The organism is Arthrobacter sp. JUb119, assembly GCF_024807995.1.
Classification (GTDB): Bacteria; Actinomycetota; Actinomycetes; order Actinomycetales; family Micrococcaceae; genus Glutamicibacter.
In genome coordinates, this window is the sequence record NZ_JANUFE010000001.1 from 191,559 (window position 1) to 218,548 (window position 26,990).

At 60.5% G+C, this 26,990-nt stretch carries 21 protein-coding genes; 16 read left to right on the top strand and 5 right to left on the bottom strand.

Features of this window, described 5'->3' with window-relative positions:
• The first annotated feature begins 3 nt into the window (after window positions 1–3).
• The 3 genes from M2368_RS00995 (at window position 4) to M2368_RS01005 (ending at window position 3,741) form a co-directional block, all read left to right on the top strand.
• Window positions 4–1,584, top strand: a complete 1,581-nt coding sequence (locus M2368_RS00995) for a glycoside hydrolase family 32 protein (protein ID WP_498723915.1) — start codon at window positions 4–6, stop codon at window positions 1,582–1,584.
• Window positions 1,585–1,798: 214 nt separating this feature from the next.
• Window positions 1,799–3,070, top strand: coding sequence for an MFS transporter (locus M2368_RS01000; RefSeq protein WP_498723916.1), 1,272 nt, complete (start codon window positions 1,799–1,801; stop codon window positions 3,068–3,070).
• The gene (locus M2368_RS01005) at window positions 3,067–3,741 is read left to right on the top strand and encodes a FadR/GntR family transcriptional regulator (protein ID WP_498723917.1); all 675 of its coding nucleotides are present in this window, start codon (window positions 3,067–3,069) and stop codon (window positions 3,739–3,741) included. The genes M2368_RS01000 and M2368_RS01005 overlap by 4 nt, the downstream gene beginning before the upstream one ends.
• 27 nt (window positions 3,742–3,768) lie before the next feature.
• Here M2368_RS01005 and M2368_RS01010 read toward each other — a convergent pair whose 3' ends face one another.
• Window positions 3,769–4,911 (bottom strand): glutamate--cysteine ligase, encoded by a 1,143-nt coding sequence (locus M2368_RS01010; protein ID WP_105657616.1) that lies wholly within the window; start codon window positions 4,909–4,911, stop codon window positions 3,769–3,771.
• Between the two features lie 155 nt (window positions 4,912–5,066).
• Window positions 5,067–6,308, bottom strand: a complete 1,242-nt coding sequence (locus M2368_RS01015; protein WP_105657615.1) for a THUMP-like domain-containing protein — start codon at window positions 6,306–6,308, stop codon at window positions 5,067–5,069.
• A gap of 455 nt (window positions 6,309–6,763) precedes the next feature.
• Here M2368_RS01015 and M2368_RS01020 point away from each other — a divergent pair, with 455 nt between their 5' ends.
• From M2368_RS01020 to M2368_RS01035, 4 genes are all read left to right on the top strand, one after another.
• Window positions 6,764–8,305: an amino acid permease gene (locus M2368_RS01020; protein ID WP_442904072.1), complete on the top strand. Its 1,542-nt coding sequence runs from the start codon at window positions 6,764–6,766 to the stop codon at window positions 8,303–8,305.
• Between the two features lie 204 nt (window positions 8,306–8,509).
• The gene (groES, locus tag M2368_RS01025) at window positions 8,510–8,806 is read left to right on the top strand and encodes a co-chaperone GroES (RefSeq protein WP_133833647.1); all 297 of its coding nucleotides are present in this window, start codon (window positions 8,510–8,512) and stop codon (window positions 8,804–8,806) included.
• Window positions 8,807–8,839: 33 nt separating this feature from the next.
• Window positions 8,840–10,441 (top strand): chaperonin GroEL, encoded by a 1,602-nt coding sequence (gene groL, locus M2368_RS01030; RefSeq protein WP_105657612.1) that lies wholly within the window; start codon window positions 8,840–8,842, stop codon window positions 10,439–10,441.
• Between the two features lie 207 nt (window positions 10,442–10,648).
• A complete protein-coding gene (locus M2368_RS01035) occupies window positions 10,649–11,650 on the top strand; it encodes an NADP-dependent oxidoreductase (RefSeq protein WP_498723918.1) in 1,002 nt (333 codons plus the stop codon).
• A 40-nt stretch (window positions 11,651–11,690) separates the two neighbouring features.
• Here the strand turns inward: M2368_RS01035 and M2368_RS01040 are convergent, their stop codons facing one another.
• Window positions 11,691–12,275 carry a TetR/AcrR family transcriptional regulator gene (locus M2368_RS01040; RefSeq protein WP_105657610.1) on the bottom strand — a complete coding sequence of 195 codons (585 nt, stop codon included), beginning with the start codon at window positions 12,273–12,275 and terminating at the stop codon, window positions 11,691–11,693.
• 316 nt (window positions 12,276–12,591) lie between these two features.
• Here M2368_RS01040 and M2368_RS01045 point away from each other — a divergent pair, with 316 nt between their 5' ends.
• Together M2368_RS01045 and guaB are read left to right on the top strand one after the other, a co-directional pair.
• On the top strand, window positions 12,592–14,745 hold the full coding sequence (locus tag M2368_RS01045; protein ID WP_498724184.1) for an acyltransferase family protein: 2,154 nt from the start codon (window positions 12,592–12,594) through the stop codon (window positions 14,743–14,745).
• Between the two features lie 121 nt (window positions 14,746–14,866).
• A complete protein-coding gene (guaB, locus tag M2368_RS01050) occupies window positions 14,867–16,372 on the top strand; it encodes an IMP dehydrogenase (protein ID WP_105657608.1) in 1,506 nt (501 codons plus the stop codon).
• A gap of 81 nt (window positions 16,373–16,453) precedes the next feature.
• Here guaB and M2368_RS01055 read toward each other — a convergent pair whose 3' ends face one another.
• Both M2368_RS01055 and M2368_RS01060 read right to left on the bottom strand, forming a co-directional pair.
• Window positions 16,454–17,221 (bottom strand): SDR family NAD(P)-dependent oxidoreductase, encoded by a 768-nt coding sequence (locus M2368_RS01055; protein WP_498723919.1) that lies wholly within the window; start codon window positions 17,219–17,221, stop codon window positions 16,454–16,456.
• A gap of 24 nt (window positions 17,222–17,245) precedes the next feature.
• Window positions 17,246–18,595, bottom strand: a complete 1,350-nt coding sequence (locus M2368_RS01060) for a short-chain fatty acid transporter (RefSeq protein WP_483561939.1) — start codon at window positions 18,593–18,595, stop codon at window positions 17,246–17,248.
• Between the two features lie 277 nt (window positions 18,596–18,872).
• Here M2368_RS01060 and M2368_RS01065 point away from each other — a divergent pair, with 277 nt between their 5' ends.
• From M2368_RS01065 to M2368_RS01095, 7 genes are all read left to right on the top strand, one after another.
• Window positions 18,873–19,934 carry a LacI family DNA-binding transcriptional regulator gene (locus tag M2368_RS01065; protein ID WP_286134196.1) on the top strand — a complete coding sequence of 354 codons (1,062 nt, stop codon included), beginning with the start codon at window positions 18,873–18,875 and terminating at the stop codon, window positions 19,932–19,934.
• A gap of 76 nt (window positions 19,935–20,010) precedes the next feature.
• The gene (locus tag M2368_RS01070) at window positions 20,011–21,333 is read left to right on the top strand and encodes an MFS transporter (RefSeq protein WP_286134195.1); all 1,323 of its coding nucleotides are present in this window, start codon (window positions 20,011–20,013) and stop codon (window positions 21,331–21,333) included.
• A gap of 28 nt (window positions 21,334–21,361) precedes the next feature.
• Window positions 21,362–22,147, top strand: a complete 786-nt coding sequence (locus M2368_RS01075) for an SDR family oxidoreductase (RefSeq protein WP_498723920.1) — start codon at window positions 21,362–21,364, stop codon at window positions 22,145–22,147.
• Window positions 22,148–22,158: 11 nt separating this feature from the next.
• Window positions 22,159–23,091 carry a 3,5-dioxohexanoate:acetyl-CoA acetone transferase gene (gene kce / locus M2368_RS01080; protein ID WP_181148847.1) on the top strand — a complete coding sequence of 311 codons (933 nt, stop codon included), beginning with the start codon at window positions 22,159–22,161 and terminating at the stop codon, window positions 23,089–23,091.
• A 271-nt stretch (window positions 23,092–23,362) separates the two neighbouring features.
• Window positions 23,363–24,679, top strand: coding sequence for a BtrH N-terminal domain-containing protein (locus M2368_RS01085; RefSeq protein ID WP_105657603.1), 1,317 nt, complete (start codon window positions 23,363–23,365; stop codon window positions 24,677–24,679).
• Between the two features lie 174 nt (window positions 24,680–24,853).
• Window positions 24,854–26,005 (top strand): GuaB3 family IMP dehydrogenase-related protein, encoded by a 1,152-nt coding sequence (locus M2368_RS01090; RefSeq protein ID WP_105657602.1) that lies wholly within the window; start codon window positions 24,854–24,856, stop codon window positions 26,003–26,005.
• A 174-nt stretch (window positions 26,006–26,179) separates the two neighbouring features.
• Window positions 26,180–26,989, top strand: coding sequence for an SURF1 family cytochrome oxidase biogenesis protein (locus tag M2368_RS01095; RefSeq protein WP_426733886.1), 810 nt, complete (start codon window positions 26,180–26,182; stop codon window positions 26,987–26,989).
• Window position 26,990: the final 1 nt, after the last annotated feature.

Sequence of the window (26,990 nt, forward strand, 5' to 3'; positions counted from 1 at the left end):
GATATGAATGCCGCCTACGGCAGCGCCTCCCGGAGAAATGTTGTCAAAACCCTGGCTGCAGCCACCGCTTTGGGGCTGGCCGGGGTTGGCCCAGATGCAGCCAATGCCGCTCCCGCAGGCAGCTCCAAGACCAAGAGGGGCGTTTCCCCGGCCATGAGCTACCGTCCCACCTACCACTTCAGCGTCCCCGACAATTGGAAGAACGACCCGCAGCGTCCGGTGTATCTTGATGGCGAATACCTGTACTACTACCTCTACAACGAGGACTACATTCTCGGCGGCAATGGGACCAGCTGGCGCATGGCGAGCACCACTGACCACGTCAATTTCACTGACCGCGGCGTAGCTATCAGCAAGCATGAGAGCCCCAACGGGGACTGCTGGTCCGGATCAATTGTCATCGACCAGCAAAACACCGCAGGATACGGGAAGGGCACGCTGATTGCTTTGGTCACCCAAGCCCCCAATGGCGTGCAGGCCCAGTACCTCTGGTACTCCACCGACAAGGGACGCAGCTTCAAACCCGGAGGGACCGAACCGGTTCTGGCCAACCCGGGCACCGATGCCTTCCGAGACCCGAAGGTGATCTGGCATGAGCAGAGCTCTCAGTGGGTCCTGCTCAATGCCGAGGGAGACCGCATCGGAATCTATGCTTCGGCGGATCTGAAGCAGTGGACGAGAACCAGCGAATTCGTGCGCACCACTCTGGGCATTCTTGAATGCCCAGATCTCTTCCAGATCCAGGCTTCGGATGGTTCCAGGCATTGGGTGCTGGGAACCAGCGCTAACGGCAAGCCCCGCGATTTGCCCGCTACCTACGCCTACTGGATTGGCGACTTCGACGGAAAGGCCTTCACTGCTTCTCAGGCCGAGCCGCAATGGCTGGATTGGGGCTTCGACTTCTACGGCGCGGTGACCTATCCGGACCACCACGCCGATGGCAGCGAAAATCCCGGAATGCGCCGCGCCATTGGCTGGAACAACTTCTGGGATTATCCGCATAATGCTCCGAGCATGGCCACCGATGGCTACAACGGAGACGACATGATTGTGCGCGAGGTGCGGATGGTTGCCGGACCGAATGGCAATTACCTCGCTTCTGTTCCGGTGGCGCAGCTGGACAGGCTAGCCCGTGCAACCACCAAGTTCGGCAGCCCTGTGGTTTCGGGGGAGAAGATTCTCCCGTTCTCCAGCAGTGCTTATGTGCTGCAGTGCGAATTGCAGTGGGACCCGGCCAATCCGCCGGAAAACATCGGTTTCGAGCTGTGCCGGGCCGTATCCGGAACGCGTCATGTGGCAACCGGGCTCTATTTGGCCGGCGGGTTCGCCTATGTGAATCGCAAGCCGGGCTTCCATCCGGGGGATAAGGGCGAATCCAAGAGCCCATTGGAGGTACCGAGCGGGAAACTCGACGTGCGTATCCTGGTGGATCGCTCTAGCGTCGAGGTGTTCTTCGGCGACGGGCGGCTCGTCCACTCTCATCGCGTGTTCCCGCTGTCCACTGATGCCGGGATCAAGCTCTTTGTCTCCGGCGGGAAAGCGTCCTACAAGAATCTCACGGCGCGCGAGCTGGGCTTCGCATAGGAGGCTGGCTGCTGCCAGGGTCCAGGAAGCCCGAGGGTGGCTTGGGGTAAATTGGGTCGCGGGCCATCCTGCGGTGCTTGCCAAGTGCACGACGTAGCCGGAGTTCGGCCCCGAGCAGCAGTACTTGGCGGACAGAAGCGGGCACGCCGCGAGGTTCTGGTGCGCTGGATCACAGGATTCGCCGCGTGAAACATCAAACGTCTAATGTTTAAACGTGATCGACAACGCATCAGAATCCGCGGCCCCGCCTCCTGCCAGCAAAGCCGCCAAGCATCCCTGGCGGGCAAGCGCACTGGCAGTTGCGGCGGTGATCCTCGTCGGGCTGAACCTGCGCATGGGTATTGCCTCGGCATCTCCGCTCTTCCATGACCTGCAGGAGATGATGGGGTACGGCACGTTCATCGCTTCGCTGCTGCCGACGATCCCAGTTTTGTGCTTTGCCGTGGCTGGCGCGGCAACGAGCTTGGTGATCCGCAGGACCGGACTGGAACTGGGCATCGCCCTGTCCTTGCTGCTGCTCACCGCTGGGCTGGCCTTGCGCATTGTCGATTCAACTTGGGCTTTGCTGGCCGGCACCGTGGTAGGCATGTGCGGCTTGGCCATCTGCAATGTGGCCATGCCCTCATTTATTCGAGAGCACCACGGGAACCGCGCCGCGTCGATGACCGCGGCCTACACGACCACCATGTCCATCGGCGCGACGCTGGCCTCCGCAATCAGCGTCCCGCTGGCGGTGAAGGCGGGTTCGCCGACGACGGCATTGGCTTTGTGGGCGATTCCCGCCGGCCTGGCTTTGCTGGTCTTTGTGCCGCTGTCCATCTCCGGGAAGCGCTCCGCTGTTCAGAAGGGCACGCATGTTTCTCCATGGCCGCTACTGGCCACGCGCAAGGGCTTGCTGTTCACCACTGTTTTCGGCATCCAGTCGCTGCTGGTCTATACCGTGGTCAGCTGGTTGCCGCATATCCTCATTTCGCGCGGGCTGGAGCCAGTTGATGCCGGCTTGATGCTGGGCATCGTGCAGGGAGTCAGCATCCCGGCAGTCATGATCATGCTCTGGATGGCTTCGAAGCCGGCCCTGCTGCGCAGTGCCTTCGTGCTGACTACCAGCTGCTCGGTACTCGGTTTTATCGCTCTGCTGCTCTTGCCGGTAGAACTGTCCTTGATCAGCTCGGTCTTCATTGGCCTGGGCTTCGGGGTGTTCCCGCTGGTGATGCTCATGCTCAGCCGCAGTGGCGGCAGCGCAGAAGAAACGACAGCAATGTCCACGGTGGCCCAATCTGTCGGCTACCTGATTGCAGCCATTGGACCCTTCGCCCTGGGGCTCATGCAGGGCGCATTGGGATCTTGGACGGTTGGCTTGGTGATCATCCTCGCCTTCGCTGTGGTGCAGCTTCTGTTCTGCTACAAGCTGGGCGGCCTGCGTACCGAAGCCGATTCGCATCCGTTGATCGAAGTGGACGGCTCGGCTGAAGCGGAGCGGCCATGAGCAAGGCTCCGTTGCGTCCGCCCTTGTCCGAAGAGGTTGTGGCGAAGCTGCAGGGCGCCGTAGCGCAGGGCCGCTGGAAGGTGGGGGACCGCATTCCGGCTGAACCCGAGCTGATGGCGGAAATGGGCGTCTCCCGCGGGACCTTGCGCGAAGCCATCAAGGCGCTGGCCAGCACGGGGATCTTCGAGGTCCGCCGTGGAGATGGCACCTATGTGCGCGCGACCAGCGAGATCAGCGGCACCGCCCAACGGGTGTACCGCGACCACTCCGACCAGGACGTGCTCCAGGTGCGATTCGCCCTGGATACCCAGTCGGCCCGGCTCGCTGCCAAAGCCGCTGATGCAAAAGTAGTCGAACAGCTGCGCGCTTTGCTGGGCCAGCGAAGCGAAGCATGGGGAAACCGGGATTATCCTGCGTGGGCGAAAGCCGACTGGAAATTCCATCTGGAAGTGGCGCGGGCTTCCGGTGTTCCGCTGATGCATGAGATCTATGAGAGCTTCGGGGATGTTTTCCACGGAACCAAGATGGTCCAGAGGCTTGCCGACGGATTCGATGGCTGCCTGCACGAGGGCCACGAATCACTGGTAGACGCAATCGAAGCAGGCGATCCCGAGGCAGCAGCTCGAACTGTTATCAAGAATCTTGATTACTGCATGAGCTGGATGCCTTAATTCCTGACTTCGAGGGCGCTGCCCGGACTAGACAGCCTTCATGCGCCGGACGTTTTCCTGCACCACTGCCTTGAAGTCCCCGCCCGAAGCCGCAAAGGTATTGCGCTGCAACTGGTATTCCGCCCCGCGTTCGATCAAACGGATGATGCCCTGCAGTTCCTCGGCGCATCCCAGCTGCTCGGCAATCGGTGCCAGGCGCTTGACCTCTGAGCGCAGGTGGTCGGTCACCAGCATCTCGTCGCCTTGGGCGTTGAGGATGATGATGGCATCCAGCCCGTAGCGGGCGGCGCGCCACTTGTTCTCCACTCGGAACCAGGCCGGCATGACAGGAATCTTGTAGCCGGCTTCGATTGATAGCGACATGTCGTGCACCAGGCACTGGGTCAGTGCGGTAAAAGCGGCAATGTCATCCAGAGAGCTCACGCCATCGCAGATGCGCATTTCCACGGTGCCCAAACGAGGTACCGGACGCACATCCCAGCGGATCTCGGAGACATCATCAATAACCCCGGTATGCAGCATGTCTGCAACGTGGGATTCGTATTCGGACCATGAATCGAAGTGGAAGGGGATCCCGGCAGCTGGCAGCTGCTGGAACATCAGCGAACGCTGCGAAGCGTAGCCGGTGTCTTCCCCGCCCCAGTACGGGGAGGAGGCGCTGAGTGCTTGGAAATGCGGCTGGTAGTTGATCAAACCGTCAGTGATTGGAAGCGCTTTTTCGCGATCGTCCAAGCCCACGTGCACGTGCACGCCGTAGATCACCATCTGGCGGCCCCACCACTGGGTGCGGTCAATCAGCTTGGCATAGCGGTCCTTGTCCGTCACCGGCTGCAAGGTCGGCGCGGCAAAAGGATGGGAGCCCGCGGAATACAGGTCCACGCCGTGGTTTCCGGCGACCTCGTTGAGCATGCGCACGTTGGTGCGCAGTTCCTCAGCCGCGTCTGCCACGTTGGTATGGACACCGGTGACCACCTCCACGGTATTCATCAACAATTCCGGCTTCACTGTCGGATGCTCATCTTCGCGGTCAAGACCGGCCTCATCCTTGAGCTGGTCAAGGATACTCTCGGCAACCGAGCACAGGTCCGCACTTTCGCGATTGACCAAGGCGATTTCCCATTCGACACCGATAGTGGATTGGGAAGAGTGGGCGAACTCGATTTTCTGCACGGCGCTCCTATTGATGACGTCTCGGACGGAATGCTCCGGAGCCGAACAAAGTGGATGGAGCGTCCACCGATTCCTCGATGTTTCTCCATACTCATTGTATGTATTGCGCCGCTCCTGCCGGGACAATGCTCCGGTGGGACCTGCGTCACCCCAGACTAGTGCGGGATGACCTCGAAAGCTACGCGTTTGTCGCCGAGGCGAGCCAGGATCAGCGTTGCCTTGTTCTTGGCGCTCTTGGGGGAGCCTGCCAGCAAAATGCGGCGCAATTCTTCGGGCGTGACGTCGACTCCGCGCTTCTTGATATCCAATGTGCCGATGCCGTTGGATTTCACCCAGCTGCGCAGCTTCTTCACGTTGTAGTCATGCACTGCCATGACTTTGTAGCCGCGGGCAAACGGCGTGGAAATCTGCTGGTCATGGGTGAAGTAGGCGATGTGCTCATCGAGCAGGTGGCCGCCAGTGCGCTCCAGCAAGGTCGAGATCAGGTGGGAACGGATCACTGCGCCATCGGGTTCGTAGATGTGCGCTTCCAGTTCGCCTACCGGGGCCGGCTGGTCATTTGCCGCGGCTGCTGCACTGGCCAACTCGTGGGCGCCGTCCTTGTCGATGACCAGCGCGGCACGGGCGATGTCCTTGCGCTTGAGCTTGCCGAACCAGAGGCAGGCCTCGATGACCGAGCCGTGGTCCGAAATCCAGACAGCCTCGGCGTTCACCGGAATCGCTTCATGGGGCAGGCCCGGACCGAGTTTCACTCCGACGTCCAGCCCGGAGTCCACCAGCTTCTCCACGAAAGACAGGGGCGGGGAAAACGCCTCGGGGTCGAAGAGTCGGCGGGTGCTTCCCTTCACGTCGGTACGCCGGGCTGGATCCAGCCAGACGCCGTCAATCCCGGTCAGATCGGTGTCCTCGGCGCTGCCGTGGATCACGGTGGCATTGTCGAAGGGCATCAGGTTCAAGGTTGTGGCTGCCGCGGTGGTTTCATCCATCTCTACTGCGGTGACCTGCAGGCCAGCGCTGGCCAGCGCAATGGAGTCGGTGCCGATGCCGCATCCGAGGTCTGCGACGTGGGTGGAACCGGCATTGGTGTAGCGGCGGGCATGCAGCCCGGCGATGGTCAGGCGCGTGGCCTGCTCCAGTCCGGCCGGGGTCAAGATCAACGAGTCTGCAAAGGGGCCGAATTTCACCCTCGCCCGGAAACGCAGCTCGGCCTGCGCCATGACGGCGCGAACCACCTGGGCGTCGTGGCCTTCCTTGCGCAGCTTCTCATTCAGCGACCAAGCAGCATCCTTGGTGGCCACCATGGACGGGTCGATGGTGGAAAGCAGCTTCCAGCCGTCTTCCGAAAGCAGGGCGGCGAATTGTTCATTGAGCGTTGAGTCATTTGAAGCCTGGGCCATGATCCAAGACTATCGTTGATGCGTCTTGGAACAGACTGGCCCTCTCGGTGTGCCCAGCCCGCAGGGCCAGTGATCTATGTGACAAAAACGCGTCACATTCAGAATTCACAGAATCGCCAAGCGGGCTCCGCCAAGCTCCGGGATCCGGGCGCCCAGCAGTTGCGCCAAGAGCAGTTCGAAGCCGGGAGATGTGAAGCCCTGAAACCAAAAGACTAAGTATCGCTATCTCATGGGCATTGATTTGGTTAGAGAGAGTAATGCTTGTTGCTAATTGGATCATCTGGCTAACGAGTAGCCCTATCGCTGTTTTACAGTTCTCCGCCACTAGGAAGCGGTTCGCTGGACCAAGTTGCCCCGCTTGCTGCAAGCGGCTGCATGTCCTCCGCAAGACCTGAAGTGATCCACGTCGCATTCCCCTGTGGAACTGGTGTTGTATGGCACCTGTGATGAAACCTATGCAGCGAACGACAGTGACGTCGACAACCGGTCCAAAGGCCGTGGATCCCGCACCCCTGGTGCAGAACCAGCTTAAGCGCGGCATGAGCAGCCGCCACCTGCAGATGATCGCCATTGGCGGTTCCATCGGCACCGGGCTGTTCGTGGCCTCCGGCGGCACTATTGCCCAGGCGGGTCCCGGCGGCGCGCTGCTGGCCTACGCCGCGGTGGGTCTCATGGTGTACCTGCTCATGCAGTCCCTGGGCGAGATGACCGCGAAGATCCCGGTGGCCGGATCCTTCCAGACCTTCGCTACCCGCTTCGTTTCCCCCTCCTTCGGCTTCGCCATCGGCTGGAACTACTGGTTCAACTGGGCCATCACCGTTGCAGCGGAACTGGTGGCCGCTGGCATCGTGATGAGCTTCTGGTTGCCTGATGTCCCCGGTTGGGTCTGGGCCGGCACTTTCCTGGTGGCCTTGACCGCCTTGAATGCTTTGTCCGCCAAGGCCTTCGGCGAAGGCGAGTTCTGGCTGGCCATGATCAAGGTGGTCACCGTCATCGCGTTCCTGGCCGCCGGCGTGCTGATGATCTTCGGGGTGCTCGGCACGCACACCGATCCGCTGGCCAACTGGCGCGAAGGCAAGGATGTCTTCCATGGCGGCTGGCTGTCCATCGTCTCGGTCTTCATGATTGCCGGATTCTCCTTCCAGGGCACCGAGCTGGTGGGTGTCGCCGCAGGCGAAGCCAAGGATCCGCGCCGCGAAGTGCCCAAGGCCATCCGCCGGGTGTTCTGGCGCATCATGCTCTTCTACATCGGTGCCATCTTCATCATCGGCTGCCTGATTCCGTTCACCGACCCGAGCCTGCTGGCCAGCGGCGAAGCCGACGTGGCTTCCTCGCCCTTCACCCTTGTCTTCGAGCGGGCCGGCATCGCTTTTGCCGCTGCTGCCATGAACGCGGTCATTCTCACCGCCATCCTCTCGGCTGGCAACTCGGGGCTCTACGCCTCAACCCGCATGCTCTACTCCATGGCCCACGATGGCAAGGCTCCGAAGATCTTCGGGCGCACCAACTCCCGCGGCGTGCCGATCATGGCTCTGCTGGCCACCGCTGCGGTAGGCCTCTTCGGGTTCCTCACCGCCCTGGTGGGCCAGGGTGCGGCCTATACCTGGCTGCTGAATGTCTCGGGGCTGTGCGGGTTCATCGTCTGGGTGGGTATTGCCGTATCCCACTACCGCTTCCGCCGCGGTTATCTCGCCCAGGGCTACAGCGTGAAGGACCTGCCCTACTTGGCCCCGCTCTTCCCGCTAGGACCCATCGTGGCCTTCCTGATGCTGATTGCCGTGATCGTCGGTCAGAACTACCAAGCGGTGCTGGCCGGCCACGGGCTGGAAGTGCTCTCGGCCTATATCGGGCTGCCGCTGTTCCTCGGACTGTGGCTGGTGCACCGCATGGTGACCAAGTCCAAGATGGTCAAGCTCACCGAGATGGATCTGGACGCTCCGGAGGATATCGAAGAGTCTGCGGCTGTGCGCTCTGCGCGAACCGGTGTGAAGAAGTAGGGCAATGATTAGCACTCGCCTTGACCGAGTGCTAAGGCTCGTCCTAAAGTCATGTGTGGGTGTCACGATGGAAGTTGCATCTGCAGCTTGCAGCGTTACACACCGCCTGACTGGATACCACCAACTGGCACCGCGACGACGGTTGGTCCAATGCCATAGGGCGCACCCCTACAACCATTGGTTCATACACGAAAAGGAGAGACCATGTCTGTCTCCATCAAGCCGCTCGAAGACCGCATTGTCATCAAGCAGGTCGAAGCCGTAACCACCACCGCTTCGGGCCTGGTCATCCCAGACTCCGCTAAGGAAAAACCACAGGAAGGCGCCGTAGTCGCCGTAGGCCCAGGCCGCATCGATGACAACGGCAACCGCATTCCCCTGGACGTTGCAGAAGGCGACGTAGTCCTGTACTCGAAGTACGGCGGAACCGAGGTCAAGGTCGGCAACGAAGAGTACCTGGTGCTCTCGGCTCGCGACGTACTGGCAGTCGTCGTAAAGTAACGCCAACCTCTCTAAAGTTTCAGGAGAAAATGCATGGCTAAGCAGCTAGCATTCAACGAGGAAGCGCGACGCGCCCTCGAAGCGGGCATTGATAAGCTCGCAAACACGGTGAAGGTCACCCTCGGCCCACTCGGCCGCAATGTGGTGCTTGCCAAGACCTGGGGCGCCCCGACCATCACCAATGACGGTGTCACCATTGCGCGTGAGATCGATCTGGAAGATCCATACGAGAACCTTGGCGCGCAGCTGGCCAAGGAAGTAGCCACCAAGACCAATGACGTAGCAGGCGACGGCACCACCACCGCCACCGTGCTCGCTCAGGCCCTGGTCAAGGAAGGCCTGAAGAACGTCGCCGCAGGCGCCGCTCCGGGCGATGTCCGCAAGGGCATTGAACTGGCTGTGGAGATCGTTTCGGACGCATTGGCCGCTAACGCCGTTGCCGTAGAGGACAAGGTTGCTAACGTAGCCGCGATCTCCGCGCAGTCGGATGAAATCGGCGAATTGCTGGCCAAGGCCTTCAAGACCGTGGGCACCGATGGCGTGATCACCATCGAGGAGTCCTCGACTACCGCTACCGAGCTGGTCCTGACCGAAGGCATGCAGTTCGACAAGGGCTACCTCTCGCCACAGTTCATCACCGACCAGGAGCGCCAGGAAGTTGTCCTGGAAGACGCACTGATCCTGATCAACCCAGCCAAGATCTCCACCGTGGCAGAATTCCTGCCACTGCTGGAAAAGGTCCTGGAAGCGAAGAAGCCGCTGCTGATCATCGCCGAGGATGTCGAGGGCGAAGCCCTTTCCACTCTGGTGGTCAACAAGCTGCGAGGCCTGCTGAACGTGGTAGCCGTCAAGGCTCCAGGCTTCGGCGACCGCCGCAAGGCAATGATGCAGGATCTGGCTATCCTCACCGGTGCCCAGGTTGTCTCCCCGGAACTGGGCCTGTCCCTGGACCAGGTTGGCACCGAGGTACTCGGCTCGGCACGCCGCGTGACCATCACCAAGGATTCCACTACCATCGTTGATGGCGCTGGCACCGAGGAAGATGTCGCAGAGCGCGTAGCCCAGCTGAAGGCTGAGCTGAACCGCACCGATTCGGAGTGGGACCGCGAGAAGCTGTCCGAGCGCCTGGCCAAGCTGTCCGGCGGCATCGGCGTGATCAAGGTGGGCGCTTCCACCGAGGTCGAGCTGAAGGAACGCAAGCACCGCATCGAGGATGCTGTGTCCTCCACCCGTGCTGCCCTGGAAGAGGGCATCGTTGCCGGCGGCGGTACCGCCCTGGTCGACGCGCTGGCTTCGCTGGATACCGATGCCCGCATCGCAGCCACCGAAGGCGACGTAGCAGCAGGCGTTGCGATTGTCCGCCGCGCGCTGGTGCAGCCGCTCTTCTGGATCGCTACCAACGCCGGCTTCGACGGTGCGGTAGTTGCTTCCAAGGTGGCGGAGTCCCCAGCCAACGAAGGCTTCAACGCCAAGACCGGTGTCTACGAGAACCTGCTGCACGCAGGCGTCATCGACCCAGTCAAGGTAACCCGCTCGGCACTGCGCAACGCAGCATCGATCGCGGCCTTGGTTCTGACCACCGAGACCTTGGTGGCAGAGAAGGCTGAAGAAGCTGAAGAGGCGCACGGCCACTAGGGTTTAGCCCGTCACCGAAGCATTGCTTCGTGAGCGAAAGCCGCCGTTGGATCCAGGATTTATCTCCTGGATCCAGCGGCGGCTTTTTGTTCTCAGAAAACGATCCACCCGGGGTGACCCAGCTCATTGACACGATAAATGAGTGCGCTCATAATTGAACTCAGTCAAAGATTGATGCCCATTTCATATCCGTACAGGAGATCTTCCATGCACGCGTTCGTTCTCGAAAACTACAAAGGTGCCCTGGTGCAGGCCGAGGTCGCTGAACCTGAGTTGGGGGAGCGGGAGGTACTCATCGAGATTGCGGCCGCTGGCGTCAACCAGCTTGACGAGAAGATCCGCGCAGGCGAATTCAAGGCAATCCTGCCCTACAAGATGCCGCTGGTTCTCGGCCACGACGTCGCAGGGACCGTGATCGGGCTCGGCTCAGGAGTCCGCGGCTTTACGGTAGGGGACCAGATTTTTGCCCGCCCTCGAGATCATCGGATCGGAGCTTTCGCCCAGCGCATGGCCGTGAATGAAATGGATATTGCGAAGGCACCTGTCTCCATCGACCTGGTGCAAGCGGCCTCGCTGCCCCTGGTTGCACTGACTGCGTGGCAGGCACTAGTTGAGCGGGGAAATCTGCAGCCGGGGCAGCGAGTACTCATCCACCCTGGCGCTGGCGGCGTCGGAACCATCGCCATCCAGCTGGCCAAGCACCTGGGCGCTTACGTCGCGACAACAGCGTCGGCGACGAACGCCGAATTCTTGCAGGATCTCGGAGCCGATGAAGTCATCGACTACAAGACCGAGGATTTCCAGGTAAGTATCTCGGGCTATGACCTGGTGCTTGACAGCCTGGGCGGCGAAACGCTTGCCAAGTCGCTGGGAGTTCTGCGCCCTGGAGGGAAGGTCATCGGCATCTCGGGTCCGCCGACTCCGGCATTCGCCAAGGAAGCAGGGCTGAATCCGGTGATGGGCTTGGCGGTCCGCGCGCTAAGCCGGTCAGTTCTCAAGAAGGCCAAGAAGCTGGGTGTCGGGTACGAGTTCCTCTTCATGAAGCCCAGCGGCCAGCAGCTGCGAGGCATTGCCGAACTGGTGGACTCCGGGGTCCTGACGCCCGTGGTGGGCCAGGTCTTCGGTTTTGCGCAAACTGCAGAGGCCCTTGAATCGATGGAGGCTGGTGGCCGGCGCGGCAAGACCGTCATCACCATGCAGCAGAAGTAAAGCGAGCGCGTTCGCCTGGGCGGTGGGCGCGCTTTGCTCGTCAGTGGGGGAGGATTGCAGCAATCTGAGCGCGGATGCCCCGGGCGACTTCAGCTGTGGCCAGTGCCGGGTCCGCAGCAGTAGCCATCGCCAGGAACTGGATGGAAGTGATGGCCCGCGCAATCGTGGCTGCCTCCGGCGCCTCCAGATTCCTATGCGTGCCCAGGAGCTCGGCAATCGCCTGTTCGGTCAACGCCGCTATGCGCAGGGCTTCGGCATGATGCGGTTCCGCCGAATCGCCAAAAACCATTTCGCGCAGATAAAAGCGCCCGTTGTCGACATGCTTCCGATTGCAGTCGATGATCGGTACCAAAAGGGCCATGGTTGCCTCCAGCGCGGTCTTTGCTGATTTAGAGGCCTCGATGCCTTGCTCCAAGGAGCGTTCGTAGCGGTGGTTCTGCACCATGAGCAGCAGCTCGGATTTGGACTTGGCGTAGAGGAAAAGGGTTCCGGTTCCGATATCCGCCGCGTCGGCGATCTGCTGCGTGGTGACCTCATCGACACCGTGTGCCGCGAAGAGTTCGCTGGCCGCGGAGATGATCCGTTCAAGCTTCGCCTGCTTGTTGCGTTCGCGTCGTCCTGGCATAGGAGTTGAAGACGTCACCCGGGAGCCCCTCGGCTAGAACTGATCAGAGTTATTCATGAGTCTAATCAAGAAAGCTGTTGTTTCAGAATGCGCGGATTGACTTCGCTCACCTGGCCAAGCAACAATTTGCCGCCGTGCCGACGATGGCTGGGCGGCAAACCGCCGTGGAACTTTGCGCCAGTTCTCGAATTTCGACAGCTAATCCTGAGCAGGTCAGGCCAATACGGTCAATCTATATACGCTGCTTTACAGCGGCAGCAGCGTCAACTCGCACGGTGTGGCCATGGCGAATTGATAAGATGGTTGGTTGTCTGACGTGAATCAAGTAGAAAACGCCGAGGACAATTACCTGTCCCCGAAGAAAGCGCAGCCAGTGAGCCATACCTTGGATCAGTCTCGGACAAGCACCCAGCGTGCCGGTTTCCGAGTTGATTTGCAGGGACTTCGCGCCCTCGCAGTCCTGCTGGTGATGTGCTATCACATCTGGTTCTCCCGGGTCTCCGGCGGTGTGGACATCTTCTTGATGCTCTCCGCCTTCTTCCTCACTTCTTCCACCGCACGGCGCATCGCCCGCGGGCAGCGCCCGCCTCTGCTCGACGGCTGGCTGCATCGATTCTCGCGCCTGATACCGCAAGCGGCGGTAGTCATCATTGGCGTGGTCATCGCGGCATGGATCATCCTGCCTAGTACGCGCTGGCTGGAGCTGATCGACCAGTCCAATGCCGCGCTGTTCTACTGGCAGAACTGGTACCTCTCGGATCACCAGGTGGACTACTACGCCTTCAACACAGCCGCCGCCTCGCCGCTGCAGCACTTCTGGTCCCTGTCTGTCCAGGGACAGATCTTCATCATCTGGCCGCTGGTTCTTGCCGGCAGCGCACTGCTCTGGAAGAAGCTCTTCTCCCGGCACAGCTTCGCCGCCGTAGCAGGCGGCGCCTTCGGAGCCACCTTCCTCGGCTCGCTCGCGTATTCCATTCACATCACCGCCACCAACCAGCAGGTGGCCTACTTCCACACGGGCGCGCGCCTATGGGAATTCGCCCTCGGTTCGCTGCTCGCCTTGGCATTGCCGTGGCTCTCCAGCCTGCCCGAGAAGATCCGCCGCATCGGAGGCTGGGCCGGCCTGGCCACCGTCATAGGCAGTGGCGCCGTACTGGATGTGCAGGGGCAGTTCCCGGGCTTCATGGCTTTGGTGCCCACGGTCGCCGCCGCCTTGGTGATCTCGGCTCCGGCACCGCGCAGCTGGGCCAACCCGTCGGGCCTGCTTTCCTTGCCCCCGCTGGTAAAGCTGGGCGACCTGTCCTACGGCATGTACCTGTGGCACTGGCCGTTGCTGGTCTTCTACCTTGAGGTCTCCGGGAACGAGAAGGCCTCCTTCGCTGCCGGCAGTGTCTTGATTCTTGCCTCGATCCTCGCTTCATGGGCCACCACCAAGTTCGTCGAGAAACCGGCCATCGCCTGGCAAGCCAGTGCCAGCTTCTCGCGCCTGATTCCGCAAACCGGGTTCAAGCTCATTGCCCAGTTTGCCGTGGTCGCTGTGGGGCTTGGCGTAGCCAGCCTTCCGGTGATGGCCTGGGAGAACAACGTCGAGCACCGCAGGGCCATGGCCGCGGCGCAGACCGCCACCGACAACCCCGGGGCCAACGCCGAAGATGACTGGGATCCGTCACCTGCGGCTTTGACCCTGCCGCTGGCGACCGAACTGGATAGCGAATGGCAGACTCCCGGCGATGTCTGCGAAGGGGCGAACGCTCCAGATGACGAGCGCATCCACTTCTGCGAGCAGGGCGGCACTTTCGACGGGGGAGCGCCGGACCTGGTACTGCTGGGCGATTCGCACATACAGCACTGGTCCGCGGCGGCTTCGGCAATGATCGAGGAAGCTGGCGGCAGCTGGATCCTGGTGTACGAACCGGGTTGCCGCTACGGCTCCGATGCGGACCGCGTGGAAGAAGCCTGCTCCGGCTTCCAGGACGCGGCGCAGGAATATGTAGCGGACCTGGCTCCGCAGATGGTGCTGACCACGGCCAGCAAGACCGTAGCGGACCCTGATGACATGCTTCGCAGCCCGGGGGAGCAGGAGATCCTGGTGGACAACTACGCCGAGATGATCCAGCCGCTGCTCGATGCCGGAAGCCGGGTCATCGCGATGCGCGATACCCCGCGCTATACCTACTCCATTCCGGAATGCGTGGATTCGAACAAGGGACTTCCTGCCAACTGCGATGGTTCGGCCGGCTACGCCTTGAACAGCGTGAATCCAGTAGAGCAATTCCTGGATTCCAATGATTATGGCGACCAGGTTGTTTCCCTGGACATGACGGGGTTGCTCTGCCCCAAGGGGGTCTGCAAAGCTGTCATTGGCAACGTCTTGACGTACCTGGATGATTCGCACCTGTCCAAGACCTTCGTGCTCAGTGCTAAGCGCCAGTTCGCTTCTTCTTTCAAGGAAGCAACAAACTGGGAATAAGTCACCCCTGATGCGGGATGGGGCATGAGGTTGAACACAGTGCGCCACGAAGGAATAACCGGAACGCCAAAAGAGCTCTACCATTTAATCAATCTCCGCTGTCGCCCCGAAAGGTTCCCCCGTGACTGAGTTCAACCCCTTTGCCTTTGAAGGACTCACCTACGACGACGTTCTGCTGTTGCCTGGCCCGACGGATGTGATTCCTTCGGAGGCGGACACCACCACCCGCTTCACCAAGCGCATCAACATCCAGGTGCCCATCAGCTCCGCTGCAATGGACACGGTGACCGAAGCACCCATGGCAATCGCGCTGGCACGCCAGGGCGGTATCGGCGTGATCCACCGCAACCTTTCCATTGAGTCCCAGGCCAAGCAGGTTGACCAGGTTAAGCGCAGCGAGTCGGGCATGATCACCGACCCAGTCACTGTGCACCCGGGTGCCACCTTGGCTGAATGGGATGAGCTGTGCGCTCAGTACCGCGTCTCCGGTCTGCCAGTGGTAGATGAGAACCGCAAGCTGTTGGGCATCATTACCAACCGCGACACCCGCTTTGTTCCTCGCGAACGCTACATGACCACCAAGGTCTACGAAGTGATGACCGGCATGCCGCTGGTGACCGCTCATGACGGTGTAGCTCCAGAGAAGGTAATCGAGCTCCTGTCCAAGAACCGCATCGAGAAGCTTCCACTCATCGATAACGACGGCAAGCTCACCGGCTTGATCACCGTCAAGGACTTCGACAAGGCCGAGCAGTACCCGCTGGCGACCAAGGACGACGAAGGCCGTCTGCGTGTTGCAGCTGCTGTTGGATTCTTCGGCGAAGGCTACGAGCGTGCCATGACCCTGATCGACGCCGGAGTTGACGCACTGGTTGTCGACACCGCCAATGGCCACTCGCAGGGCGTGCTGGAGATGATTGCACGCCTGAAGAAGGATCCAGCGGCCGCGCACGTGGACATCATCGGCGGCCAGGCAGCCACCTATGACGGTGCCAAGGCACTGATCGATGCTGGCGCTGACGCCATCAAGGTCGGCGTTGGCCCGGGCTCCATCTGCACCACCCGCATCGTTGCCGGCGTGGGCGTTCCCCAGGTTACCGCTATCTACGAAGCAGCCAAGGCAGCTATTCCAGCTGGCGTTCCATTGATCGCTGACGGCGGCCTGCAGCACTCGGGCGATATCGGCAAGGCCCTGGTGGCCGGCGCCGACTCGGTCATGCTCGGCTCCCTGCTGGCAGGTACCGCTGAGTCCCCAGGCGATCTGGTCTTCATGGGCGGCAAGCAGTTCAAGGCCTACCGCGGCATGGGCTCGCTGGGCGCAATGGAAACCCGTGGCAAGAACACCTCGTACTCCAAGGACCGCTACTTCCAGGCTGACGCGCCATCGAACGAGAAGCTGATCCCTGAAGGCATCGAAGGCCAGGTCCCTTACCGCGGCCCGCTGTCGGCTGTCACCCACCAGCTCGTGGGCGGCCTGCGCCAGACCATGTTCTACGTTGGCGGACGCACCGTTCCCGAGCTGAAGGCACGCGGCAAGTTCGTCCGCATCACCGCAGCAGGCCTGAAGGAATCGCACCCGCACGACATCATGATGACCGTTGAGGCACCGAACTACCGTTCGCGCTAAGGCTCATCTGATGCGGAAAACCCCATCACCACTGGCGCATTGCCAGAGGCGATGGGGTTTTTCGCATCTCTGCTAGCTGATTCAGGAGGCCAGCCAGCCACCGTCGACGTTGAGCATCTGTCCAGTGATGTACCGGGATGCTTCCGAAAGCAAGAAAACCACCGGTCCGGCAAAGTCATCAGTGTGCCCCAGCCTATTCATCGGGATCCGTGAGAGAATTCGTTCTCTGTCTGCCGGTTTGGCCAGGAGATCTGAAGTGAGCTGCGTTTGGACGTATCCGGGAGCAATGCCGTTCACGCGGATGCCTTGTTGCGACCATTCCCGGGACAGCGCGCGGACAGCTCCGAGTACGGCTGACTTCGACATGACGTATGGTGCGACATTGGGCAGCCCAATGGTGCTTGCCAGGGAGCAGAGGAAGACGTGGCTTCCGACCGCGCTGCCGCGGGAGATCTCCCGCCGCGCGATCTCGGTGCTGAGGAACAGAGGGGCTTCGGCATTGACCTTCTGTACCCATCGCCATTCCTCAGGATCCAAATCGATGGCCTGCTTGCGCAGCTGCACACCCGCAGCATGGATCACGGAATCAACCGGACCGTTGCCTTCGGCAAGGTCTACAAGTTCATTGGCTTTGCCGGTTTGCGCTACATCCCAGGTATAGGTGTGCAGGCGTTGCCCATCGAGTCCGGCAAGCTGCCGTGTTTGCTCCAGCTGGGACTCCGTGCGGGACACTGCGCTGACACGTGCGCCGGCTTTGACGGCTGCCAGTGCCATAGCCTGCCCGATGCCGCGGCCAGCTCCGGTCACCAAAACGTGACGGTTGGCCAGTAAAAACTGTTCAAGACTCATGGGAATTCCTTGTTTGCGTGCTCGTTAGAAAATGTAGGTGGGCAACAGCAAGATGAAGAGGAATACCGCACCGCTGATGACCAATGAAACAAAGGTGTACTTCAAGATGGATCTCACTCCGAGCCCCGCGATCGCCAAGATCGGCAATGCGAAGAACGGCTGGATCATGTTGGTCCAGGTGTCGCCGTAACCGATTGCCATGATGATCAAGGCGGGATCCGTGCCCAAGGCGTTGGCCGCTTCGATGAAAATCGGTCCCTGAATGGCGAATTGGCCGCCACCACTGGGCACGAAGATGTTTACCAAGCCGGCGGCGAGGAAGGCGACAATCGGCAATGAGTTCGCGTTGGACATCGAGATGAACGCATCGCTGAGCACGGTGATCAGTCCCGTCGTTGTCACGATCCCCAGGATGCCGGCGTACAGCGGATACTGCAGCAGCACTTCGCCGGTGACTGTCGAAGCGTTCTTGATCAGCCCGGCCAACGCTACAGGGGAGTCAACCAGCAAGAGGATGATCGCGAGCATCGACCAGTTCACGATGTCGAAGGTCAAAACGAAGCCCAGGCGCATGAAGTGCCCGACGATGAAGACGCTGAGCAGTAGTCCCAGTCCGGTCGTGACGTAGCGCTTGGATTCAATCCAATCTGCCGGGCTTCCCGGTTTCCCAGCTTGACGGGCCTCCGTCTGGGAATCCGGGTTGCTGAGCGGGATCTCCAGGATCTCCTCGTCGGTCTTAGGCCGGGACATCACCATGCCGATGACCAGCGCGGGAATCATGATGAGCAGGCCAGTCATATTCCACCAGCTGAAGACCGTTTCCGTGACCGGGACCGGAGCACCCAGGAATTCCTCGATGAAGCTGCCAGGAGTGGCCGAAGTCAGCGGGGCTGCCCCTGAATATCCCATATGGTAGGGAATGAAGCCGGTGTAGGCGGCAGCGACCAACAAAGGGAAGTGGACTTTGATGCCGCGTTCGCGGCAGCTGGTGGCGATACTCTTGGCCAGAATCGCTCCGACGATTAGTCCCAGGCTCCACTGGGCCCAGGACACCAAGCAGGTCAGCAGGGTGACCCAGGCGTAGGCCTGCACCGCGTTCTTTGGAATGCTTGATACTTTCGACAGCACCCCCTGGACCTGGCGGGTATGGGCCAGTGCATGCCCGAAGAGCAGGGCCAGGCACATCTGCGTGATGAAGGCCAGTAGCCCTGTCAATCCTTCGCCCCAAGCGTTTACCACGGCGATCGGAGACGAATCGGTCATCGTCAATGCCATGAGCATCACGATCAACGTCAGCAGGACGGCGAATACCATTGCTGATGGCATCCATCGTTCGACAAGACGAGTCACAGGCTTCATTGCGGTTGTGAGCATCGTGCACCTCCAAGAGTAGGCCGATCAATTTGCTGGAGAGGAATATGACTACCGTCACATCCTTTCGAGGACGCTACTAGTGCGGTTCGGCATTAAGCAATCGTAAGTGGCTAGGCGTCCTATCTCCGGTTGCACCCGGTGCTTCAGGTGCATGAATAAGGTGATTCAGAAGATTTAGCTTTTGAAGCTTAATGTTGCTTAACGTATTTCCATGCCATGTAATGGTGATCACAAGCATTCGCAGGTTCTTATCCGATTTCACCAATGGAGGTGCGCGTTGACCACGCAGTCGCATTTATCGCTTCGGCCAGCGCGTGTCTCTGCTGCTGCTGTTGCCCGAGCTGCAGGGGTCTCTTCTGCAACGGTCAGCTACATCATGAACGGTCGACCCGGTGCCTCGCCTGAGACCCGGCGCCATGTGCTGAAGGTGGCGAACGAACTTGGCTACCGTCCCGCCAACCATGGGCAGCAGCAGGACCCGCTTCTGACCCGCGTGGTCGGCCTAGTGCTGCCGAACATCGTGAACCAGATGTATACGATCTGGGCACAGCACATCATCAATGCCACCGCCGCGGCCGGGTTCGATGTCTTTGTCGCAACAACGGGGGACGACCCCGAGGCGCTGGATCAAGTTGCTCGTACCCTGGCTGCCCGGAATGTTGATGGCGTCATTATCGCCGCTGCAATCAAGGAAGATTCGCGTTCTCTGAGGACCTTTCGCCAGAAACGAATTCCCTATGTCTGCCTGTCGCGCAATTCCGAGCATCTGCCTGGTGATTTCGTCGGGATCGATGACGACGCGGCTGCGGGGGAACTCATGTCCCACGTTCTGGATCACGGCTATTCGGAGGTGGCCACTGTCATCGGGCCGCGTTCCTCTACTGCGTCTTTGTTGCGCGAACAGGCTTTTGTCCGGGTTGCCCAACAAAGGGGTGTCCGGGTTGCGGGAGAACGCCTGATCAGTACCAAGCTCAGTTCGGAAGGCGGGCAGCTGGCCGCCAAAAGATTGTTCAGCTCGGCGCATCCGCCACGGGCTGTGGTCTGCGGATCGGATGAAATTGCCATTGGTGTCATGGAGCATGCGCTGTCGCTGGGCCTGCGCATTCCACAGGATGTCGCGATCGTCGGCTGTGACGGACTCAGGCACAGCCGCTCGAAAATCATCGGGCTGACAACAATTGTCCAGCCGGTGAAAGACATGGCGGAAAGGTCCTTCGAGCTACTCCTGGAACAGATCGTCGAGCCGCGGAACACCTACAAGCACACGATCTGCGAGCACAGCCTCCATATCGGTAGGACTTGCGGGTGCCCTGCTACAGGGCGAATGCCTGCCCTCTAGCTCACCACTAGACATTCTCAAAGCCAAGGGCCTGGTGCCCTCTACTCGTCATGCCTGCATGCGGAAGGAACTGACCGTGCAAACTACCAACGCGACACGTCGGATGCGCTCACCGGAAATGCTCAACAAGCTGATTTTCCGGCGCATCATGCCGCTGCTGATCGCAGCCTATGTCATGGCTTTCATTGATCGCACGAATATCGGCATGGCCAAAGACCGGTTGGAAATCGATCTGGGTATCTCGGCTACAGCGTACGGCGTGGGTGCCGGGCTGTTCTTCTTGACCTACGCGCTTTCGGAGATTCCCTCAAACCTGATCATGCACAAGGTCGGCGCACGGTTCTGGATCATGAGGATCATGATCACTTGGGGAATCCTGTCTGCCTGCATGGCACTGGTCCAGGGGGAGTGGTCCTTCTATATCCTGCGCATGCTGCTGGGCATCGCTGAGGCGGGCCTATTCCCGGGAGTCATCTACTTCATCACCCAGTGGTTTGTCGTCAAAGACCGCGCCCGGGCCAACGGACTCTTCTTGCTCGGCGTAGCCCTGGCGAACGTCATCGGGGCGCCACTGAGCGGCCTGCTGCTGACTATGGACGGCGTTGGCGGGTTGCACGGATGGCAGTGGATGTTCATCATCGAGGGGTTGCCAGCGTGCTTCTTGGCTATCGCAGTTTGGAAACTCCTGCCCAACAAGCCCACCGAAGCTAAATTCCTCACCCAGGCCGAGGCCGAGGACTTGGAAGCGCGAATCGCGGCTGAGGAAATCGCCGGCGCGAAGGCTGCTGGAAATTCCAAGCTTCTCCATGTTCTCAAGGACAAGCAGATCCTGTTGGTCGTTGCGATCTACTTCTCCCACCAGATCGCAGTCTACGCATTGAGCTTCTTCTTGCCTTCGATCATCGGTACATACGGAGAGCTATCCACCATCCAGATCGGCTTGCTCACCTCGATACCGTGGGTCTTCTCTGCCGCAGGCGCCTTGCTGATCCCCAAACTTGCCACCAATGGCTCGCGATCGCGGATCGTTGCCAGCGCAACCATGACCGGCATCGTTGCCGGGTTCACCCTCGGTGCGCTTGGCGGACCGGTGCTCGGACTGATCGGCTTCTCGCTAGCCGCGTTCAACTTCTTCGCGTTGCAGCCGATCCTGTTCACCTACCCGGCAACCCGCCTTTCCGGTGCGACTCTGGCTGGCGGCATTGCTTTCGTGAACACCGTCGGGCTGTTCGGCGGATTCCTTGGTCCCTACATCATGGGGCTGATGGAAGAAGCTACTGGAAGCAAGATGTCGGGCCTCTGGTTCATTGTCGCGATCTGCGCCGTTGGCGCACTGCTCACTCTCAAGCTCAAGCAAGGCACCGAGGATCCCGCTAAAGCCGCTGTGTCCGGCCACTAGGCATCTAACTAAGGAGCAACGAACTCTAATGAATACCCATAACATGAAAATGGACTTTGACGGACTCCGGGTTCTCGTCACGGCTGGAGCTGCGGGCATCGGCCTGGCGATCGCTCAAGAGTTCAGGAACCATGGCGCACAAGTCTTCGTTACGGATATCAATCCTGAAGCAGTGCGTACCGCCGCGTCGGCGGGTTTTGCCGCCTCCGTGAGCGACGTGTCGGATGAAGATCAGGTACGTGGATTGCCCGATCAGATCCAGCAGTCTCTAGGGGGACTGGACGTCCTGGTGAACAATGCCGGAATCGCCGGTCCTACCGGGCCTATCGAGACTCTTGAATCCGAAGATTGGATGACGACTTTCGATATTAATGTCCACGGACAATTCTTCTGCATCAAGCACTTGCTCCCGTTGCTGCGCCAGTCCACCCGCGGATCCATCATCAACTTGTCCTCGGCCGCTGGCCGTCTGGGCATGGCAGGTCGCAGTCCGTACTCGGCATCGAAATGGGCAGTGATCGGGCTGACCAAGACGCTTGCCATCGAGCTCGGCGGTGAAGGAATCAGGGTCAATGCCATCTGCCCGGGGGCAGTCAATGGCCCGCGCATCCAATCCGTCATCGAGGCGAAGGCGCGAATGCTCCAGCGTCCGGTGGACGAAGTCTCCGATCTGTACCACGCGCAGTCATCGCTCAACAAGCTGGTCGAGGCCGAGGACATCGCCAATATGGCGGTGTTCCTGGCCAGCCCGATGGCACTTCGGATCAACGGCCAGGCCATGGCAGTCGATGGCAACACCGAGAAACTGTACTAGGAAGGCGTATTTTGAAAAACAAGCGAAAAGTCATCATTACCAGCGCTGTCACCGGCGCTATCCATACCCCCAGCATGTCGCCGCACCTGCCGGTGAGCGCCGATGAGATTGCCGAAGCTGCGCTTGGCGCCGCCAAGGCTGGCGCGGCCATAGTCCACATGCACGCGCGTGATCCCAAGGACGGCCGCCCATCTCAGGATCCCAAGCATTTCGAACCGATCTTGGAGAAGCTCAAGAACGGCACCGACGCCATCGTCAACATCACCACCGGTGGCTCCCCGCATATGACCGTCGAAGAACGCATGCTTCCGGTGGCAACCTTCGAACCTGAACTCGCTTCGCTCAATATGGGATCAATGAACTTCGGACTGTATCCCATGCTGGACCGGTTCACGGAGTTCGAACACGATTGGGAACGAGAAGGCCTGGAAAATTCACGGGATCTGGTCTTCAAGAACACCTTTGCCGATATCCAGAGGATCCTGGAAATCGGTAACGCCAATGACACCCGGTTCGAATTCGAATGCTACGACATTTCCCACCTAAATAACCTGAGTCATTTCCACCAGCGCGACCTGGCCCGTGGCCCGCTTTTCGTGCAGTCGGTTTTCGGTCTGCTCGGCGGCATCGGGGCGCATCCGGAAGACTTGATGCATATGCGCCGCACGGCTGACCGCCTGCTGGGAGAGAACTACGAATGGTCCATCCTCGGTGCAGGCAAGAACCAGATGCCGTTAGCTACCATTGGAGCGGCCATGGGATCGCATGTACGTGTTGGGCTGGAAGATTCCTTGTGGATCGGACCGGGGCAGCTCGCCGCTTCCAATGCCGAGCAAGTGACCCGTATCCGGACCATACTGGAAGCACTGAATTTCGAGGTCGCGACTCCCGAGGAAGCCCGGGAGATGCTGGAGCTCAAGGGGCGCGACAAAGTCGGTTTCTAGGCGCCAAATGCCTTCGGCCTGAATAGCAGCACAAAATCAAACAGACTCGAGGCTCCATCTGTCCTGCCCCATGCAGGCATAGATGGAGCCTTGTTTTGTCCTAGTCCCAGTTTGACGCCGCGCATTGGCGCGCGCCGTGGCGTATCCAATCCCACTAGAACATCGCGGGACTCGCTCGCCGCGGACACGTAGACTTGTTCGATGGCGGCGCTTCCCTGCGCGTGCGGGAAACCTCGCGCCAATGCGCCGGTGACGGAAGGACAATCAGTACATGGGCCAGCCAGCCAACCTGAAGAAGCAAACCCGACAGCGTATGGAACGCACGGGGGAGAGCTACACCACCGCGCGCAAGAACATCTTGGCCGGCAAGCCTGAAAGCCCCCGGGCCGCTCGCGCTGCCGCCGCACGCGACTACGCCAAGGAAGCACGCGAAAAGGCCAAGGCGCAGGAGCAGAAAGGCAAGAACGCTCCGGCTGCTTCGCCAGCTGACGAACTGCCTGAGTACCCAGCGCCAAAAGATGTCATCCAGTACGATGCTGCGCTCTGGCACCGAGTCCTAGTCCAAGCTGGCGTCACCAACAAGCACACCGGCGAACCGCTGAGCCAGGCATTGCTCGCTGGCCTTGCCGGCGGTATCGGCTTCATGGCTTTTACCCATGAAGGCGGCGAAGAGACTGCAGTAACCTTGGTGACCCGCCACAACCCGGAACCCTATACACAGAACCTGCTGGCTCGTTGCGGTGCTACGGTGACCGAACGTACCACCGGCTCAGCCGAACGCGCTGTCGAATACATGGACGCTGCCCTGGACGCAGGCCGCACCGTGGTGGTTCGCGTGGCAATCAGCGCGCTGCCATGGATTGACGGCAACACGGTTGATGAGGCCGAGACCCTGGATCTCGTCGTCGTTGGCGAGCACAAGAAAGACCTGATGGTAGATGACGGTTCAGGTGCGCTGAACCTTATTAGCCCCAAGGAACTGGCCATCGCCCGTGCGATGCGCAAGAAGGAAAAGCACTGGCAGGCATGGATCCCGTCCTCGCGCTCGCCGAAGGCCGAGACCCTGGCCGCCAATGCTGTCGAGGCGATTGGGGAAACCACCGCTCGCCTGCTGGGCACCAGCGAGCTTTCCGGGGTTCCAGTGCACTTTGCCAAGAACTTCGGCATTACCGGCATGCGCACCTTGGCCACGCGACTGCGCGATAACGAGTCCAAGACCGGTTGGTCCCAGATCTTCGCAAGCCAGCAAGCGCTGGCCAACGGCTTGGACCAGCTCGCAGGTTTCTTCTCCGACACGCGTTTCAGCGGCGAGGGCGCGTTGCGCGGCCTGTACGCGGAGTTCCTTTCGGAAGCGGCGGAACTTCCAGGCTTGGCGGCGCTGGCAGCTCACGTAGATGCTTACCAGCAGCTCACCACCCAGTGGGATGCGTTCGCGGACCTGATTGATCCAGAGACCGAGTTCGCCAAGCGTGCTGAGCACTTCGCCGTATTGGCTGACGCGATTGAGCGCATTGCCGATTATGAAGAGCAAGCCGCCACCTCCTTGGCCGTGACCGCCAAGAAGCTTGCATCCAAGGCAGCCAGGTAAACCTAGCTCAACATAGGCCCTGCCATCCGGTGATCTTACTCACCGGATGGCAGGGCATTGTTGTCCCGGTGTGCCACTTGCGGCCCCATGCACCAGAGCCAGCGCAGAAACATCGCCTAAAGCCAATGCGCTATCAAAAGCGGGATTATCCGGGAATCTTGATAACCTAGTTAGGTGAGTAACGAGATTGAGATCGGCCGCGGCAAGCGGGCAACTAAGGCATATTCCCTGGACGACGTAGCGATCGTACCGAATCGCCGTACCCGTGATCCGAAGGACGTATCGGTGTCCTGGCAGATCGACGCCTTCCAGTTCGACACCCCTATCCTGGGCGCACCAATGGATTCGGTGACCTCCCCGTCTACTGCAATCGCCTTGGGCAAGCTCGGCGGCCTGGGCGTGCTGAACCTCGAAGGCCTGTGGACCCGCTACGAGGACCCGGAAGCAGTGCTGGCTGAAATTGCCAGCCTGAAGTCCGAGGCGGCAACCCGCAACGACCCGAAGATCACCGCAAAGCTGCAGGAACTGTACTCGGCTCCCATCCAGCCTGAGCTGATCACCTCGCGCATCTCCGAGATCCGCGACTCCGGCGTTGTCGTTGCAGGCTCGTTGACCCCGCAGCGCACCCAGGAGCACTACAAGACCGTTGTCGCTGCCGGCGTGGACATCTTCGTCATCCGCGGCACCACCGTTTCGGCTGAGCACGTCTCGAAGACCACCGAACCGCTGAACCTCAAGCAGTTCATCTACGAACTCGATGTCCCAGTGATCGTGGGCGGCGCAGCAGGATACACCCCGGCCATGCACCTGATGCGCACCGGTGCAGCCGGCGTGCTCGTTGGCTTCGGTGGCGGCGCGTCCTCCACCACCCGCCGCACCCTGGGCATCCACGCACCGATGGCTACTGCCATCGCCGACGTTGCAGCCGCACGCCGCGACTACATCGAAGAGTCCGGCGGACGCTATGTCCACGTCATCGCCGATGGCGGCATGGGGAACTCCGGCGACATCGTCAAGGCCATCGCCATGGGCGCCGACGCAGTGATGCTCGGTACCGCACTGGCCCGTGCCGATGAAGCACCAGGCGCCGGCTACCACTGGGGCATGGAAGCAGTTCACGAGGCCAGCCCACGTGGCGACCGCGCCAAGGTCGGCACCGTCGGCTCGCTGGAGAAGGTCCTGCACGGCCCATCGCACGAGACCAACGGCACCTCGAACCTGGTTGGCGCACTGCGCCGCTCGATGGCCACCACCGGCTACTCGACCCTCAAGGAATTCCAGCGCGTCGACGTCGTGCTGTCCCCGTACGAATCCGATCGCTTCTAGCGGATCCTGATCTGGCCCTGCTCTTCTTTCGAAGGGTGGGGCCAGTGTCGTTTAAGCGCTTGGTCTCAACGAATGAATAAGCAAGTTGGTTCCACCAGCGGAAAATAAGGCAACAGGGCTAATCTCACGCCATCGCATTTCGAGTTCTACGCCAAATAGAAGTACCGTTAGAGTGTGCTTAAAACCGCTCTGAAGCCCAAATGGATCGGCGCCCTCTTTGCCGCGCTAGCTCTCGCCACCGGATTCGTTCTCTTGTCCGGATGGCAGTTCGGCGCCTCCGAAACCGAGCCGCCGGTCAAGATCGACAAGACCGAGAAGCCGGTCGCGCTGATCGAGCATCAGGAAGTCGGCAAGGAACTGCTGGGCATCAAGGCAGACCAGATCGTCACCATGGAGGGCGAATTCGTCCCCGGCACCGATCAGCTGATTGCGCCTCGGCTTAATGGCGATCAGCGCGGTGTCTGGGTCATCACCCAATTCAAGGTCGAGGGCGCGGCCCAGGACGCCGGTATTGCGGTGGTACGCGGCTGGCAGCCTGAAGCAACCAAGCCAGCTCCGGCACCTGAAGGCGAACTGGAGATCACCGGGCGCCTGCTGCCTAGCGAAGGCCCGGAATTCCGCGAAGACCTGCGCAGCGCAACGCTGCCAACTCTCGCCTCGGCACAGCTGGCGAACATCTGGGATTCGGTCCTCTTTGAAGGATTCGTCACGGCCCACGAAATCACCACTGCCAAGGGCGAGACCGTAGCGCAGCCGGGCCTGGAAATTGTCGACGTCGGTCCGCAGCCCCAGGAAGCGCAGATCAACTGGCTGAACGTTTTCTACGGCTTGGAATGGGTCCTCTTCGCAGGGTTCGCCATCTTCCTCTGGTACCGCATGGTGCGCGATGATTACCAGCGGGATCTTGACGAGATTGCTGAGCTCGCTGCCGAAAAACATATCAAGGGCGGCAACGCCACCCAAGCTGGAAACAGCAACGAATAGC